Below are 14,892 nucleotides of genomic sequence, written 5' to 3'. Positions count from 1 at the left end.
GTCAGGCGCGGTCGAGCTCGGCGAGGGCGAGGTCGACGTCGTTCTGGCTCTTGAGCAGCAGCGGGAGGGCCTGCTTGATGGCGGCGAGGTCGATGCGTTCCTGGGGGAGCACGAGGAGTGCGTTCGCCCAGTCGAGCGTCTCGGCCACCGATGGCTTCTTGCGCAGGTCGAGGGAGCGCAGCGTGGCCACCGTCGTGGTCACCTGCTCGGCGAGGTCGGCGCCGAGCCCGGGGACGTCGGCCATGACGATGTCGCGCTCGCGCTGCGGGTCGGGGTAGTCGATGTGCAGGAAGACGCAGCGGCGCCGCAGCGCCTCGGAGAGCTCGCGGGTGTGGTTGGAGGTCAGAATCACCGGGCTGATCGACCGGGCCCGGATGGTGCCGAGCTCGGGCACCGTCACCTGCCTCTCGGCCATGAACTCGAGCAGCAGGGCCTCAGCCTCGACGCTGAGCCGGTCGACCTCGTCGACGAGCAGGATGACGTCGTCCTCGGCGCGCAGGGCATCGAGCAGCGGGCGGACGAGGAGGTAGTCCTCGCCGTACACGCCGTGCACGGTCGCCTCCTCGGCGCCCTCCCGGGCGGCCTGGATGGCCAGCAGCTGCTTGCGGTAGTCCCACTCGTAGAGCGCGCGCGACTCATCGATCGCCTCGTGGCACTGCAGCCGCACGATCCGGGCACCGGTGGCGGCGGCCAGCGCCTTGGCGAGGGCCGTCTTCCCGGTGCCGGCCGGTCCCTCGGCGAGCAGCGGGCGCCCCAGGCGGGTGGCCAGCAGCACCGCCGTCGAGATGGCCTCGCTCGGGAGGTAGCCGGTGGCCCGGAGCGCATCGTCGACCTCGGCGATGCTGGTGAAGGGCTTGGCCGCCATCGAGTCCTCCTGATACGGTTTATAAAGTAAGATAATTAGACGGTACCAGCCGGAGCGTGGTCGCGCCACGGCACACCCCAACCAGGAGGCCTCGATGCAGCTCGACCTCACCGACGACCAGAAGACCTTCCAGCAGACCGCCCGGCGGTCGCTCGAGAAGGAGATCCCGCTGGCGAGGATCCGCCAGATGGTCGAGGACGGTGCGACCTTCGACCGCGGGTGGTGGCAGTCCGGTGCCGAGCTCGGCTGGGCGGCGATGCTCGTGCCCGAGGAGCTCGACGGCGGCACCATCTCCGGGGACGGCGTACGCGATCTCGCGATCATCGCCGAGGAGTTCGGCCGCGGCGTGGTGCCCGGCCCGCTCCAGGCGGTCAACACGGTCATCGCCGGCCTCGTCGAGGTCGTCGGCGAGCAGCCGCAGCACGCCGAGACCATCGGCGGGCTCCTCGCGGGCGAAATGATCGCCTCGTGGGCGGTCTACGAGCCGGGCAAGGAGTGGGACCCGCTCAACCCCGCCGTGCTCGCGAAGATCGAGCCGTCCGGCATCGTCGTCGACGGCGTCAAGGACCGCGTGGAGCACGCCGGCTCGTGCGACCTCTTCCTGGTCACCGCCGCGGGCCCCGAGGGGACGATCCAGGTCCTGGTTCCGGCCGACGCCGCCGGGGTGACGGTGACACGCCAGGACGGCGTCGACCTGACCCGTCCCTTCGGCGAGGTGCGGTTCGACCACGTCGAGGTCCCCGCGGAGAACATCGTCGGCACGCTGGCCGGCACGCCCGACGTCGTCGAGCGCCAGTTCCAGGTCGCGGTGGCGCTGCAGTGCGCGGAGACCTCAGGCCTGATCGAGAAGGCCTTCGAGCTCTCCTACCAGTGGGCCTTCGACCGCTACTCGTTCGGTCGGCCGCTGGCGTCGTACCAGGCGCTCAAGCACCGCTGGGCCGACCAGAAGACCTGGATCGAGGCCATCCTCGCGACCACCGAGGCCGCGGTCGAGGCGGTCGGCCGCCGCGACCCGCGCGCGTCGGAGCTGGTCAGCGTCGCGGCCAACTACGTCGGCGACAAGTCGACCGAGATCCTCCAGGACATCGTGCAGCTCTTCGGCGGCATCGCCATCACCTACGAGCACGACATCCACTTCTACCTGCGCAAGGCGACGATCAACAAGCACCTGTACGGCACGCCGATCGAGCACCGCCGTCGGATCGCCCGACTGATCTCCGCCTGACCCGCCACCCACGATCGAAAGACGAGACCGATGACGACTGAGACGCCTCTGGAGTTCGAGGCACGCGTTCGCGCCTGGGCCGCGGAGAGCCTTCCCCAGGACGACCCGGACAACCCGCCGCACTTCGAGGACGACCTCGAGGACTGGAACCGCCAGCGCGAGCTGCAGAAGCTGGTGTGGGCAGGCGGCTTCGCCGGCATCTGCTTCCCCACCGAGTACGGCGGCCTGGGGCTGTCGACCGAGTACCAGGAGGCGTACGGGCGGGCCACCGTCGGCTACCAGCTGCCGGTCCGGCTCAACATCCCGACGTTCTCGATCATCGCCCCGGTGATCCTCGACTTCGGCACCGAGGAGCAGAAGCAGAAGTACGTCCGCGGCGCGCTCAAGGGCGAGATCGTGCTGTCGCAGTTCCTGTCCGAGCCGCGCGGCGGCTCCGACCTCGCCGGCGTCATCACGCGGGCCGAGCGCGACGGCGACACCTGGGTGCTCAACGGGAACAAGATCTGGTCGACCGCCGCCTACGGCTCGGACTACGGCATCTGCCTGGCGCGCACGGACTGGGACGCGCCCAAGCACCGCGGCCTGTCGATGCTGATGGTGCCGATCAAGGAGCAGCCGGGCTTCACGCTCAACCGCATCCGGATGGTCACCGCGCACTCCGACTTCTGCGAGGAGTTCTTCGAGAACCTCGTCCTGCCGGCCGACGCCCTGGTCGGCGAGGAGAACGACGGCTGGACGGTCGCCTCGCGTCAGCTCGTCTACGAGCGGACCGCCGTCGGCGGCGGCTCGCAGTACACCCAGGGCCCGCGGATGCCGCGCCCGGCGACCCGCGACCAGATGACACCCGCCGAGCTCGCGAAGGCCCTCGGCAAGGAGAACGACCCCTACGTGCAGGACCGGGTCGGCGCGGCCCGGACGTACGAGGTCATCCACGAGCAGATCAACAAGCGGGTCGGTCAGGCGATGCGCCAGGGCGTGCTGCCTCCGCCGGCGGCCTCGATCATGCGACTGTTCCACGCCGAGAACATGTGGCTGCTGCGCGACGTGATGGTGGACATCTCCGGTGGCCTGGGCGTGGCGCCCAACGGTCCCGCGGCGGGCGCCATCACCGAGGGCCTCGAGGACTACCTCATGCGGCAGAGCGGCTCGCTCGGCGGTGGGTCGAGCGAGATGGCCCGCAACCTGATCAGCGAGCGCGTGCTCGGCATGCCGCGCGAGTTCGCGGCCGATCGCGACGTCCCCTTCCGTGAGGTGCGGCAGGGACGCTAGACCCTCGTCAGGCTCTGGCTCCCCTCCAACCTGACGAGAACCACGAAGGCCCGCTCCTCTCGGAGCGGGCCTTCGGCGTTGCGTGGGGAGAGGCTCAGCTGACGCCGACACTGACGCTGGCGATCAGGTCCTTGCGCAGGATCTTGCCGGTCGGCGTGGCCGGGAGCTCGGGCAGGAAGTACACCTGGTCGGGGGTCTTGGAGCCGCGCAGGTGCTCGCGCGCGAACGCCTTGATCTCGTCCACGGTGCAGCTCCGGCCGTCCTTGACCACGACGAAGACGGCGATCGCGTTGCCCCACTCCTCGTCCGGGACGCCGGCGACGCAGACCTCGAGGACGGCGTCGTGGCGGACCAGGACGTCCTCGATCTCGGCCGGTGCGATGTTCTCGCCACCCCGGATGATCGTGTCGTCCGCGCGGCCCTCGACGAAGAGGAAGCCGCCGGCGTCGATCCAGCCGCGGTCGCGGGTCGGGAACCAGCCGTCGACGAGCTTGGAGCCCTGCTCCAGGTACTCGCCGGCCACCTGGGCGCCGCGGACGAAGATCTCGCCCGGGACGTCGGCGGCGACCTCGTTGCCGGCCTCGTCGCGGATCGTGACCTCCACGCCCGGGAGCACCTGGCCGACCGAGCCGATCCGGGCGCGCTCCTTCGGGTCGTCGGAGGCGAGCGCGGCACGGTGGTCGTCCGGGCCGAGGACCGCGATCGACGACGACGTCTCGGTCAGGCCGTACGCGTTCACGAAGCCGGTGTCGGGGAAGAGCTGGAGGGCCGCCTCGAGGACCGTCGGCGGCACCTTGGCGCCGCCGTACGACAGGCCACGCAGGGTCGAGGGGCCCTTGCGGCCGCTCTCCTCCAGGTGGCGGACGATGCGGGCGAGCATCGTCGGGACGACCATCGCGTTGGTGATCGCCTCGTCGGTGACGACGTCCACCCACTCCTCGGCGGTGAACCTGTCCAGGTAGACGATCCGGCGTCCGGCGTAGAGGTTCGAGATCAGGTTGGCGACCGCGGCGATGTGGTACGGCGGCACCGAGACGATGGTCGCGTCGTTCTCGTCGGCACCGGCGTACTCCACCGTCTGCATCACGTAGGACGTCAGGTGGTGGTGGCGCAGGACGGCGCTCTTCGGCGCCGCGGTCGTGCCCGAGGTCATCAGCAGCACGGCGATGTCCTCGGTCTCGGCCGGGATGATCGGGGCGTCGGGGTCGGGCGCGATCGCGAGGATGTCCTGGTTGCTGATCACCTCGGTCGTGTCCGGCGCGAGCCGGCGCGCGCGCTCGACGTCGTCGGCGATGAGCAGGCCGGTGTGCCGGGCCAGGATCTCGCCCAGCTGAGCGTCGGAGAGCCGGTAGTTCAGCGGGAGGAACGGCTTGTGTGCCGCGGCGGCGCCGAACAGCGAGATCGCGAAGTCCGGGCCGTTGCCACCGACGTAGAGGATCTTCTCGGCGCCCTTGTCCGTGAAGAAGGCACCGGCGGCCGCCGCGCGGTCGCGCAGCTCCTGGCCGGTGAGACCGTCCTTGCGGCTGCCGAGCAGGACGCGATCGCCCATGCCCCCGGCCGTCATTTCGAGAAGTGTCAACAAATCCACGGTGGCGGTCCTTCGTTCGCAGGTGTTCGCGTGATGATCATTATACAGTATGCTCATTGAACCATATGTGCATCCGGTGGGGACCGGTCGACCAGCATGCATCAGGAGGCAACGCCATGGGACGACGCTGGACCGCTCGGGAGCTGATCGCGCTGGTGCTCGACGCCGGCTCCTTCGAGTCCTGGGACACCCCGGTCGACACCGCCGGCCTGTCGCCGGCCTACGTCGAGGAGCTCGCCGCTGCCGCCGCGAAGGCGGGAACCGACGAGTCGGTCCTCACCGGACGCGGGCTGGTCCACGGCCGCCCCGTCGTGGTGGTGGTCAACGAGTTCGGCTTCCTGGCCGGCTCGATCGGCAAGGCCGCGGCCGGCCGGATCGTCGCGGCGATCCGGCGCGCCACCGCCCTCGGGCTGCCCGTCCTGGCGAGCACCTCCTCGGGCGGCACCCGGATGCAGGAGGGCACCCCGGCGTTCGTGCAGATGATGGAGATCTCACGGGCCGTGATGGCGCACCGCGGCGCCGGGCTGCCGTATCTCGTCCACCTGCGTCATCCCACCACCGGCGGGGTCTTCGCCTCGTGGGGCTCGCTCGGACATGTCACCGTCGCCGAGCCCGGTGCCCTGGTCGGCTTCCTGGGGCCCAAGGTCTACGAGGCGCTGGAGGGACGCCCGTTCCCCGAGGGCGTGCAGATCGCCGAGAACCTCGCGGGCAAGGGCGTGATCGACGCCGTGGTGGCCGCCGAGGAGCTGCCCGCGGTGGTCGACAAGGCGCTCGCGGTGCTGCTCGACGCGCCCGTTGCGAGCGTGCTGCACCGTCGCGTCGGCGAGCTCGACCAGGGCCGCTCGGCCTGGGACGCCATCAACGCGACCCGGGCCGAGTCCCGCCTCGGGGTCCGCGACCTGCTGCGGCATGCCGCCGACTCCACGGTGCGTCTCTCCGGCACGGACACGGGTGAGTCGGACGCGTCGGTGCTCACCGTGCTGACCCGGGTGGACGGCGAGCCGTGCGTGCTCATCGGCCAGGACCGGACCCGCCAGGGCCCCGGATCGCCGATGGGGCCGGCCGCGCTGCGCCAGGCCCGTCGGGCGATGGCGCTCGCGCAGGAGCTGGGTCTTCCGCTGGTCACGGTGATCGACACCCCCGGCGCCGAGCTGTCGGCGCACGCCGAGGAGCACGCGATGGCCGGCGAGATCGCCCGCTGTCTCGGGGAGATGGCCACCATGAGCGTGCCGACCGTCGCGGTCATCCTCGGCCAGGGCTGCGGGGGCGGCGCGCTCGCGCTGCTCGCCGCCCAGCGGGTGATCGCGACCGAGCAGGCCTGGCTCACCCCGCTCCCGGCCGAGGGTGCGAGCGTCATCGTCTACGGCGACACGGATCACGCCGCCGAGATGGCGGAGCGACAGCGCGTACGAGCCGTCGACCTGCTCGCCGACGGCGCCGTCCAGCACGTCGTCCCCGAGCCGGCGGGCGACACCACGCCCGCGCTCGCCGCCGCGGTCGGGGCCGAGATCGCGGCGGCGATCCGCGGGCTGCGCCGCGATGCCGTCCCGGACGTGGCGGTGCCCGCGGCGTCTCTGGTGTGAGACGCCGCGGGCCCGTTCCTCATGGCGGGCCTCATGGCGGACCACGTGACGGGCCTCGTGACGGGCCTCGCGACGGGGAGGGTCAGCTCAGCCGCTCCACGATGGTGGCGTTCGAGAGGCCGCCGGCCTCGCACATCACCTGAAGGCCGTACTGCCCGTCCTTGGCCTCGAGGGCGTTGAGCAGCGAGGCGAACAGGCGCGTGCCCGACGCGCCGATCGGGTGCCCGATCGCGATCGCCCCGCCGTGCACGTTGATCTTCTCGATCGGGATGTCGAACGCGCGCTGGAAGGCGAGCACGACCGAGGCGAAGGCCTCGTTGACCTCGAAGACGTCGATGTCGTCGACGGTCATCCCGGCGCGCGCGAGCGCCTTGCGGGTGGCCGGGATGATGCCGGTCAGCATCGCGACCGGGTCGTCGCCGGCCAGGCCGAGGGCGTGGATCCGCGCACGGGGTGCGATGCCCAGCTCGGCGGCCTTGGCGTCCGACATCAGCAGCGCCGCCGTGGCGGCGTCACTGATCTGCGAGGAGTTGCCCGCCGTGACCAGCCAGGGCAGCTCGTCGGGGTAGTCCGGCACCCAGAAGGCGGGCTTGAGGCCGGCCAGGACCTCGGTGGTGGTGCCGGGCCGGATGCCCTGGTCGGTGGTCACCTCGAGCACCGACCCGTCGGCCTGCGGAGCCTTGACCGGGATGATCTCGCGGGCGAGCAGCCCGGCCTCGGTGGCCTGGTGGGCCAGCTGGTGCGAGCGCACGGAGTACTCGTCCGCGTCCTGCCGGGTGACGCCCCATCGCACCGCCATCATCTCGGCGGCGATGCCCTGTGAGTGCGGCTTGTCCTGCGGGAAGCGCTCGTAGTACTTCGCGCCGAACGGCGAGCGGCCGGCTGCCCCCGAGCCGATCGGGCACCAGCTCATCGACTCCACCCCGCCGGCGACCACGACGTCCTGCGTCCCGGAGAGGATGCCCTGCGCGGCGAAGTGGACCGCCTGCTGCGAGGAGCCGCAGGCGCGGTCCAGGGTCACGCCCGGAACGCTCACCGGGAATCCGGCCGAGAGCACCGCCGTACGCCCGATGTTGGCGGTCTGCGGGCCGATCTGGGCGGCGGTGCCGATCACCACGTCGTCGATGAGCGCCGGGTCGACGCCCGTACGGGCGACCAGGCCGGCGAGTGCGTCGGCGAGGAGATCGGCGGGATGGATCTGGGAGAGCCAGCCCGCATCGGGCTTCCCTCTCCCGACAGCCGTGCGGACGGCGTCGACGATGACGGCCTCGACCATGACATCCTCCTCGTTGTTGTGCCTTAGTTCAATCATTAATACGATTACCCATATGCGCGCCCTTGGCAATGTGTGCTGGGCGACAACTGCGCAGTCCGATCACCGAACCCTTCTGTCGAGGAGTGCCTGATGCCCATCGAGATCCACGAGATCCGAATCCCTACGCCCGGCCCCGCGGGTCAGGCGTGGGAGATCGCCGCCACCGTCTTCCTGCCGCCGCCGCTGGCGCTGGCGTCGGGCTCCAACATGCTGGTCCTGCTCCCGGGCGGCGGCTACAGCCGCGGCTACTTCAACCTGCCGGTGGCAGGGGGGAGCCAGGCGATGTATCACGCGGGACGCGGGAACATCGTGGTGGCGATCGATCCCCTGGGCGTCGGCGAGAGCAGCGTGCCGGACGACGCCTCGGTGGCGGCGGCCACGGCGGCGCTGAACGGCGCCGTGGACTACATCGCCGAGGGGCTGCGGGCCGGGACGCTGCTGTCGGGCCTCGGTCCGGTGGCCTTCGGCGCCACGGTCGGCGCCGGGCAGTCCCTGGGCGGTCACCTGCTCGTCGCGACCCAGGCCGAGCACGACACGTTCAAGGGCATCGCGCTGCTGGGCGCCAGCATGGCGGGCACGCGATTCCCGCTCCGCTCCGGCGGCTCGACCACCGACGTCGCCGAGGCCGACTTCGCGTACGTCTTCCACTGGGGAGAGATCCCCGCGGTCGATCCGGCGGCCTCGGCGACCGACCTGGAGACCCTCGCCGGGATCGACGTGGCGATCGGAGTGCCGGTGCGCAACGGCGATGCGCCGTGGGCCAGTCGGACGGTGCCGAGCTGCGTCCTGGAGCTGCTCGAGGTCGCGACGAGCAGGGCCGGCGAGATCACGGGCTTCGTCCTGGTCGCCGCCGGCGAGCGCGATGTCACCGGCAGCCTGGACGAGGAGGCCGCGGTGTTCACCTCCGCCAAGGGTGTGGACACCTTCCTGCTTCCCGAGGCCGCGCACATGCACAACTTCGCGGCGACGCGCGAGCTCCTCTGGAAGCGCGTCGACACCTTCGTGCACCACTCGACGACGTACGGCCGCCGGACCCAGTCCGACGAGTACATGGGTCGCTTCTCCGCGGCGGCCGACGAGGAGTCGGCGGACGCGTAGGCGTCCGGTCCCGGCCGCGCTAGGAGACGAGGAAGTCCCGCACCGCCCACTTCGCCTCGGCCCGCGAGGTCGTGGCGAAGTGGTCGGTGTCGGGCAGCGTCACCAACCGCGCCTGAGGAAGCGTGGCGAGCAGCTGCGCGGGGCTTCCGAGGAAGTCCTGCTCGCCGAGCACCAGCAGAACCGGCGCGCTGACCCGTGCCAGATCCGTGAACGAGGGCGGCGCGTCCGAGCGCTGTGCCCAGTCGAGCACCGTGTCGGGGTCGTTGCCGGCGCGCTGCGCGGCGACCAGGACCGTACGCATCACCGGTGAGGAGACGTCGCGGGCGCCGGCCCGCATCGACTCCAACGAGATGTTCAGCTGGGTGTCGGCCAGGCCGAGCAATGCCACGCGCCGGAAGAGCTCGGGGCGCAGCGTGACGGTGGTCAGGGCCAGGACGGAGCCGGCCGAGAACGCGACGATGTCGACGCCGGCCGGCCCCGCGGCGAGGCTCTCGCACAGGCGCGCCAGTCGCCCGGCACCGGTGTCGCCGGTCTCCGCGAGCACGGGGGAGGCGCCATGCCCCGGCATGTCGAAGCCGACGACGCGTCGTCCGGTCTCCTCGAGCATCTCGACCCAGCCGTGCCGGCGCCAGTTGTGCTCGAAGTTGCTGCCCATGCCGTGGACCAGGACCACCGGCGGCTTCTCGGTCATGCAGACCTCCGTCATCGTTGTAGAAGACATATTATCTAGTTTATTATCCTGTACGAGTGCTGAGCCGCACGCCGATGACGGAGGTAGACCATGGACCCGCATGCGCCCGGCCGAGCCGCGACGTCGTCGCGGGACGCCGCGACGGAGGCGGCGCGATGAGCGCCAAGCTGCTCGTCTTCACCGCGCCGGTGGCCGGACGTGAGGACGAGTTCAACGCGTGGCAGTCCGAGGTGCACATCCCCGAGCTCCTCGAGAAGGTGGACGGGTTCGCCGCGGCCACGCGCTACCGCAACGTCGAGGGCACGCCGGGCCTCAGGCCGTACGTGACCGTCTGGGAGCTCTCGAAGCCCGCCCTCGAGGTGATGGCCGAGCTCGCCGAGGCGCTGCCCACCCTGCAGGAGTCCGAGGCGCTCGACCACGGCGAGAACAAGCCGACGCTGATGGTCTACGAGGCCATGTGAGACGAGTAGGACCGAAGGGAGCGACGTGGAGTCATATGACCTTGTCCAGCTGCTGCTGCGGGTGACCGTGGGCGGCATCATGATCGCGCACGGCTACAACCACGGCTGGCGCGGCGGGAGGATCGCCGGCACCGCCGGATGGTTCGAGAGCCTCGGCCTCCGACATGGCGTGCTGCAGGCCTGGGCGTCGGTGGTGACCGAGATCGGCGCCGGCGTGCTGCTGATCCTCGGCCTCCTGACGCCGCTCGCCGCGGCTGCGGTGCTGAGCGTGATGCTGGTGGCAGGCCTGCTCTACCACCGCAAGAACGGATTCTTCATCTTCAAGGAGGGCTGCGAGTACGTGCTCGCCCTCGGCGTCTTCGCCCTGGCGCTGGGCACCTTCCCGGCCGGGAAGGTCTCGATCGACAACGCGTACGACTTCCACGCCTTCGGCCTGGACCTCTACGGCTGGTCGGGCTTCTGGATCACCCTCGTCGTCGCCGTGGTGGCGACCGGCGGGCTGCTCGCCACCACGTACCGCCCGCAGGCCGGCAAGTAGGTGGACGCGGCGGAGCTGACCCCGGAGGCCGCGGCGCTCGAGCCCGAGGTCGACCAGCGGGTCGGCGTCGTCCTCGGGGTCCTGCTCGGCGCGGCCTTCGTGATGATCCTCAACGAGACCGTCATGGGCGTCGCGCTGCCGCACATCATGGCGGCGTTCGACGTGGGCGCCGCGACCGCGCAGTGGCTCACCACCGTCTACCTGCTGACGATGGCGGTGGTCATCCCGGCCACCGGCTTCATCCTGGACAGGTTCAGCACCCGCACGGTGTTCATCGCGGCGCTGGTGGTGTTCACCCTCGGCACCGCGACGGCCGCAGCGGCGCCGTCCTTCGCCGTGCTGCTGGTCGCGCGCGTGCTCCAGGCGTGTGGCACCGCCGTCATCCTGCCTCTGCTCACCACGACGATCATGACGTTCGTCCCCGAGGAGCGGCGCGGGCGGACGATGGGGTTCGTCTCGATCGTGATCGCGGTGGCGCCGGCGGTCGGGCCGACGTTCTCGGGCCTCATCCTCTCCTTCGCCTCGTGGCGACTGATCTACCTGTGCGTGCTGCCGTTCGCCGTCGCCGCACTCGTCGTCGGCCTGCTCCGGGTGCGCAACCTGGCCGAGCCCGCGGGCAGCAGGTTCGACCTGGTCTCCTTCGTGCTCTCGCTGGTCGCCTTCGGCGGCCTCGTCTACGGTCTGGCCAGCATCGGCGAGGCCGCGCAGGGCGATGTTCCGATCCCGCCGATCGTCCCGACCGCCGTCGGCCTGGTCGGCGCGGTGCTCTTCGTGTGGCGCCAGCTGCGGCTGCAGGGACGCGGCGAGGCCTTCCTCGATCTGCGGCCGTTGAAGCAGCGCAGCTTCGTGCTCTGCCTGGTCGTGCTGCTGCTCGCGATGGCGGCGCTCTTCGGCGTGCTGATCCTGGTGCCGCTCTATGTCCAGGAGGTGCTGCACCTCGGCTCGCTCACCACCGGACTGATGCTCCTGCCGGGTGGCCTGGTGATGGGTCTGGTCGCGCCCGGCGCGGGCCGCTTCTACGACCGGCACGGTCCGCAGCTGCTCGTCGTCCCGGCCTCGGTGATGCTCTGCGGCTCGGTCGCGATGCTGCTGCGCGTGGGTCCGCACACCGCGGCGTGGTACGTCGTCGCCGCGCACGTGATCCTCAGCCTCGCCCTCGGCCTGCTCTTCACGCCGTGCATCACGTTCGCGATGGGCTCGTTGCCCGAGGACCTCTACAGCCACGGCAGTGCCATCCTCAACGCGCTCCAGCAGCTCGCCGGCGCTGCCGGCACGGCGCTCTTCATCACCGTGATGACCCGCAGCGAGCTGAGCAGCCTGCGCGCGGGCGCGGCCGACGACATCGCCCTGGGCGACGGCATCCACAGCGCGCTCTTCTGCGGGCTGGTGCTGACCGCGCTGATGAGCGTGGTCTCGCTGTTCCTGCGCGGGCGGGCCGCGCCCGCGCCGCGCGACGTCCTCGTGCACTGATCGCCTCGTGCACTGATCGCCGCGAGGAGTGATCAGTAGCTGTCGGTGACCTCGACGAGGGTGCGGCTCTGGTGGCGCTGGAAGACGCTCTCGGAGACGCTGAGCATCTGGGCCGTCCAGTACTCCGCGGCCTTGGCGCCGCTGCCCTGGTCGACCAGGCTCAGCACCTTCAGCAGCGCGCGGATCGGAGCGCGCGGCCTCTCCGTGATCGGATCGGGCGCCTCGGCCACCGGGACGGCGTCGAGCAGCTCGGTGCCGATCACCTCCGACAGGGCGCCGTACATCAGCTCCATCGGCCGGTTGCCCGTCCGGGCGAAGACCAGCTGGAAGAACTCCATGAACATCTCGAGGAACCGGGTGTTGTCGCTCTGCTCGTCCAGCGCGTCGAGGAACGTCCGGAGCTCGCGGGTGACGGCCTTGCGGTCCGGGTGCTCCGCGAGCAGGCGGAAGCCGAGCGGCTCGATCATCGCGCGAGCGGTGAAGACGTCGCTCAGCGCGACCCGGTCGAACTGCATGATCACGCCGAGGTGACGGGCCGCGACGCCGATGTCCGGTCGGGCGGCGCGGGCGCCGCCGCGCGAGCCGCGGCGCACCTCGATGAGCCGCTCGGACTCCAGGATGCGGAACGCTTCGCGCAGCGAGGGCCGCGAGATGCCGAACCGCTCCATCAGCAGGGCCTCGCTGGGCAGCGGCGAGCCCTCCGGGATCTCCCCGCGGACGATCTGTGAGCGCAGGTTGTGGGCGACGACCTCCGCCGTCTTGGGCACCCGGACGCGTGCCAGGCTGAGCGGCTCGGCGGTCATGGGATGGCCTGTGCCCTCAGTCGATCAGCACAATGGCCTGCTCCGGACAGGCCATCTGCGCCTGCCGGGCGAGCGCTACGTCGGCCTCGCCGATCTCGGCCGACCTCACCGTGCCGTAGCCGGCGTCGTCGTCCTCGAAGATGCTCGGGGCGATCTCGTAGCAGCGGCCGTGGCCGGCGCAGAGCGAGGTGTCGATGCTGACCTTCATGCGGTGACCTCCATGCTGGATGCGGTACGGGTGGTGCTGGGGGTCCAGCTGAGCCGCAGGCTCTCGATGCCGCGCATCGGCGAGGCGTTCCACTCCGGGGTGTAGCCCTCGGGGTAGCCGAACTCCGGGATCCGCCGGACCCACTCGCGCACGACGGTGCGCAGCTCCATCCGGGCGAGGTGCGAGCCGAGACAGCGGTGCGGGCCGCCGCCGAAGGCGAGGTGGCGCTTGTCGCCGCGGCGCACGTCCACGACGTCCTGGCCCGGGATGGCCGGGTCGAGGTTGCCGGCCGCGATCACGGCGGAGACGATCGTGCCGGCCTTGATCGGGCAGCCGGCGATCTCGGTGTCGACCGTCGCCCGGCGCGGGGCCGTCGACTGCACCGGGGTCTCCCAGCGCAGCAGCTCCTCGATGAGGTTGTCGATCGTGTCGGGGTCCTCGACGACCATCCGCAGGTCCTCCGGGTGGGAGGCGAGGTGGTTGAGGACGCACTCGAGCGTGATCGTCACCGTGTCGAGGCCGGCTGCGATCAGCTGGAACAGGCAGCGGGCGATCTCGTTGTCCGAGAGCGTCCGGGCGCCGTCCTCACCCTCGATGCTGGTCTCGATCAGGCGCGAGATGAGGTCCTCGCCGCCGGTCGGGCCGTTGCGACGCTCGTCGACGAGCGCGTAGAGGTAGGCATAGATCTTCGGCGCCTCCTCGCCCGCGATCCGCATCCGCTCCTCGATGGTCGGTGCGATCCGCCGGGCGGCGATCATCACGTCCTTCCAGTAGAGGAGCCTGTCGAGCTCGTCGTGCGAGACGCCGAGCAGGTCGAGGAAGGTGAGGCAGGGGATCGGCACCGCGATGTGCTGCGAGAAGTCGACGGCGCCCTGGTCGATGATCTCGTCGATCAGGCGGTTGGTGTGCTCGGCGACCGACGGCTGCAGGGCGGCCATCCTGCGCGGTGACAGGGCCGGGTCGAGGAGGCGGCGGTACTCGGTGTGCAGCGGAGCGTCCGTGCCGACCGGGATGACCGGCTCGGCACTGCCCATGATCGGGACGGCGCTGGAGAAGATCTGCGGATTGCGCAGCACCCACTCGATGTGCTCGCGGTCGAGCACCTCGACGGCGCTCTGCTGGCTCTCGCCGGTCAGCACCGGGCCCTTGGCCCGTGCGGCGGCGAACGCCGCGCGGGGGTTCTCGGCGCGCCAGGCCTGGATCCTCCCCAGCCGCAGCTCGTCCTCGTGGGTCAGCCCGTCCGTGGCCTCTCCGTACGCCATCGTGTTCGCCTCTCTGCGCACTCCGAGAAAAGTCTAATAAGTCAGATCTTTATCCCGAAAGTCGCAGGTGTCAACGATGGCGCCGTTCTCAGCCCTCCGGCAGGACGCGATTGAACATCGTCGCGGCCTCGCGCGGCGTCGGCGTGCCGGCGTCGAGGCTCGCGCCGCGCTGCAGGAGGGTGGCGATGACGTCGTCGTACCCCTTGAACAGCGCACCGGCCAGGGCGACCTGGTCGCGGTCATTGGCGCGGTCGACGTCCGCGCCACGCTCGGCGAGGCCGTCGACCAGCTCGGCGTGGCCGTGGTAGGCGGCGAGCATGAGCAGGGTGTTGCCCTGGTGATCGGTGAGGTCCACCGGGACACCGGCATCCACGTACGCCAGCACGCGGGTCGTCTGTCCTGCTCGGGCGGCGTCGAACAGCTCGAGTGCGACCTGGATCATCTCGTCGGTGGGCTCGCTCATGGAGTCATCGTCGCGCATGGGGCATATATTTCAATCATTGACACAGAAGTGTC

At 70.8% G+C, this 14,892-nt stretch carries 15 protein-coding genes; 7 read left to right on the top strand and 8 right to left on the bottom strand.

The genetic code is table 11. The annotated features are described in order from the left end of the window. Position 1 precedes the first annotated feature (1 nt). Entirely contained in the window at positions 2–865 is an 864-nt protein-coding gene (locus ACZ5L9_RS03955; protein ID WP_464534181.1) for an AAA family ATPase, read from the bottom strand. A 94-nt stretch (positions 866–959) separates the two neighbouring features. Here ACZ5L9_RS03955 and ACZ5L9_RS03950 point away from each other — a divergent pair, with 94 nt between their 5' ends. Beyond that, on the top strand, positions 960–2,090 hold the full coding sequence (locus ACZ5L9_RS03950; RefSeq protein WP_464534179.1) for an acyl-CoA dehydrogenase family protein: 1,131 nt from the start codon (positions 960–962) through the stop codon (positions 2,088–2,090). Between the two features lie 30 nt (positions 2,091–2,120). Further along, positions 2,121–3,359, top strand: a complete 1,239-nt coding sequence (locus ACZ5L9_RS03945) for an acyl-CoA dehydrogenase family protein (RefSeq protein ID WP_464534176.1) — start codon at positions 2,121–2,123, stop codon at positions 3,357–3,359. Between the two features lie 94 nt (positions 3,360–3,453). Here the strand turns inward: ACZ5L9_RS03945 and ACZ5L9_RS03940 are convergent, their stop codons facing one another. After that, positions 3,454–4,923 carry a class I adenylate-forming enzyme family protein gene (locus ACZ5L9_RS03940; RefSeq protein ID WP_464534173.1) on the bottom strand — a complete coding sequence of 490 codons (1,470 nt, stop codon included), beginning with the start codon at positions 4,921–4,923 and terminating at the stop codon, positions 3,454–3,456. A 140-nt stretch (positions 4,924–5,063) separates the two neighbouring features. Here ACZ5L9_RS03940 and ACZ5L9_RS03935 point away from each other — a divergent pair, with 140 nt between their 5' ends. Next, positions 5,064–6,530, top strand: a complete 1,467-nt coding sequence (locus ACZ5L9_RS03935; protein WP_464534170.1) for a carboxyl transferase domain-containing protein — start codon at positions 5,064–5,066, stop codon at positions 6,528–6,530. Between the two features lie 82 nt (positions 6,531–6,612). On the opposite strand, the gene ACZ5L9_RS03930 is transcribed toward ACZ5L9_RS03935, so the two are convergent. Beyond that, positions 6,613–7,806, bottom strand: coding sequence for a thiolase family protein (locus ACZ5L9_RS03930; protein WP_464534168.1), 1,194 nt, complete (start codon positions 7,804–7,806; stop codon positions 6,613–6,615). A gap of 129 nt (positions 7,807–7,935) precedes the next feature. On the opposite strand from ACZ5L9_RS03930, the gene ACZ5L9_RS03925 reads away from it, so the two are divergent. Further along, positions 7,936–8,943 carry a hypothetical protein gene (locus ACZ5L9_RS03925; RefSeq protein WP_464534166.1) on the top strand — a complete coding sequence of 336 codons (1,008 nt, stop codon included), beginning with the start codon at positions 7,936–7,938 and terminating at the stop codon, positions 8,941–8,943. 19 nt (positions 8,944–8,962) lie between these two features. On the opposite strand, the gene ACZ5L9_RS03920 is transcribed toward ACZ5L9_RS03925, so the two are convergent. After that, complete coding sequence (locus tag ACZ5L9_RS03920; RefSeq protein WP_464534164.1) at positions 8,963–9,634, bottom strand: alpha/beta fold hydrolase; 672 nt, start codon at positions 9,632–9,634, stop codon at positions 8,963–8,965. 155 nt (positions 9,635–9,789) lie between these two features. On the opposite strand from ACZ5L9_RS03920, the gene ACZ5L9_RS03915 reads away from it, so the two are divergent. The 3 genes from ACZ5L9_RS03915 to ACZ5L9_RS03905 are packed head-to-tail and all read left to right on the top strand — an operon-like array spanning position 9,790 to position 12,103. Then, positions 9,790–10,095, top strand: coding sequence for a hypothetical protein (locus tag ACZ5L9_RS03915; protein WP_464534162.1), 306 nt, complete (start codon positions 9,790–9,792; stop codon positions 10,093–10,095). Between the two features lie 25 nt (positions 10,096–10,120). After that, the gene (locus ACZ5L9_RS03910; RefSeq protein ID WP_464534160.1) at positions 10,121–10,633 is read left to right on the top strand and encodes a DoxX family protein; all 513 of its coding nucleotides are present in this window, start codon (positions 10,121–10,123) and stop codon (positions 10,631–10,633) included. After that, entirely contained in the window at positions 10,634–12,103 is a 1,470-nt protein-coding gene (locus ACZ5L9_RS03905) for an MDR family MFS transporter (RefSeq protein WP_464534158.1), read from the top strand. Positions 12,104–12,135: 32 nt separating this feature from the next. On the opposite strand, the gene ACZ5L9_RS03900 is transcribed toward ACZ5L9_RS03905, so the two are convergent. The 4 genes from ACZ5L9_RS03900 to ACZ5L9_RS03885 form a co-directional block, all read right to left on the bottom strand. Further along, complete coding sequence (locus tag ACZ5L9_RS03900) at positions 12,136–12,906, bottom strand: FadR/GntR family transcriptional regulator (RefSeq protein WP_464534156.1); 771 nt, start codon at positions 12,904–12,906, stop codon at positions 12,136–12,138. 16 nt (positions 12,907–12,922) lie between these two features. Beyond that, on the bottom strand, positions 12,923–13,114 hold the full coding sequence (locus tag ACZ5L9_RS03895) for a ferredoxin (protein WP_464534154.1): 192 nt from the start codon (positions 13,112–13,114) through the stop codon (positions 12,923–12,925). Continuing rightward, positions 13,111–14,376 carry a cytochrome P450 gene (locus tag ACZ5L9_RS03890; protein WP_464534152.1) on the bottom strand — a complete coding sequence of 422 codons (1,266 nt, stop codon included), beginning with the start codon at positions 14,374–14,376 and terminating at the stop codon, positions 13,111–13,113. Before ACZ5L9_RS03890 ends, ACZ5L9_RS03895 begins: the two co-directional genes overlap by 4 nt. Before the next feature lie 88 nt (positions 14,377–14,464). Continuing rightward, complete coding sequence (locus ACZ5L9_RS03885) at positions 14,465–14,839, bottom strand: ankyrin repeat domain-containing protein (RefSeq protein WP_464534149.1); 375 nt, start codon at positions 14,837–14,839, stop codon at positions 14,465–14,467. Between the last annotated feature and the right edge of the window lie 53 nt (positions 14,840–14,892).

The sequence above is a fragment of the Nocardioides sp. JCM 18998 genome (assembly GCF_055391535.1).
This window is presented reverse-complemented; position numbering and strand designations above follow the sequence as displayed.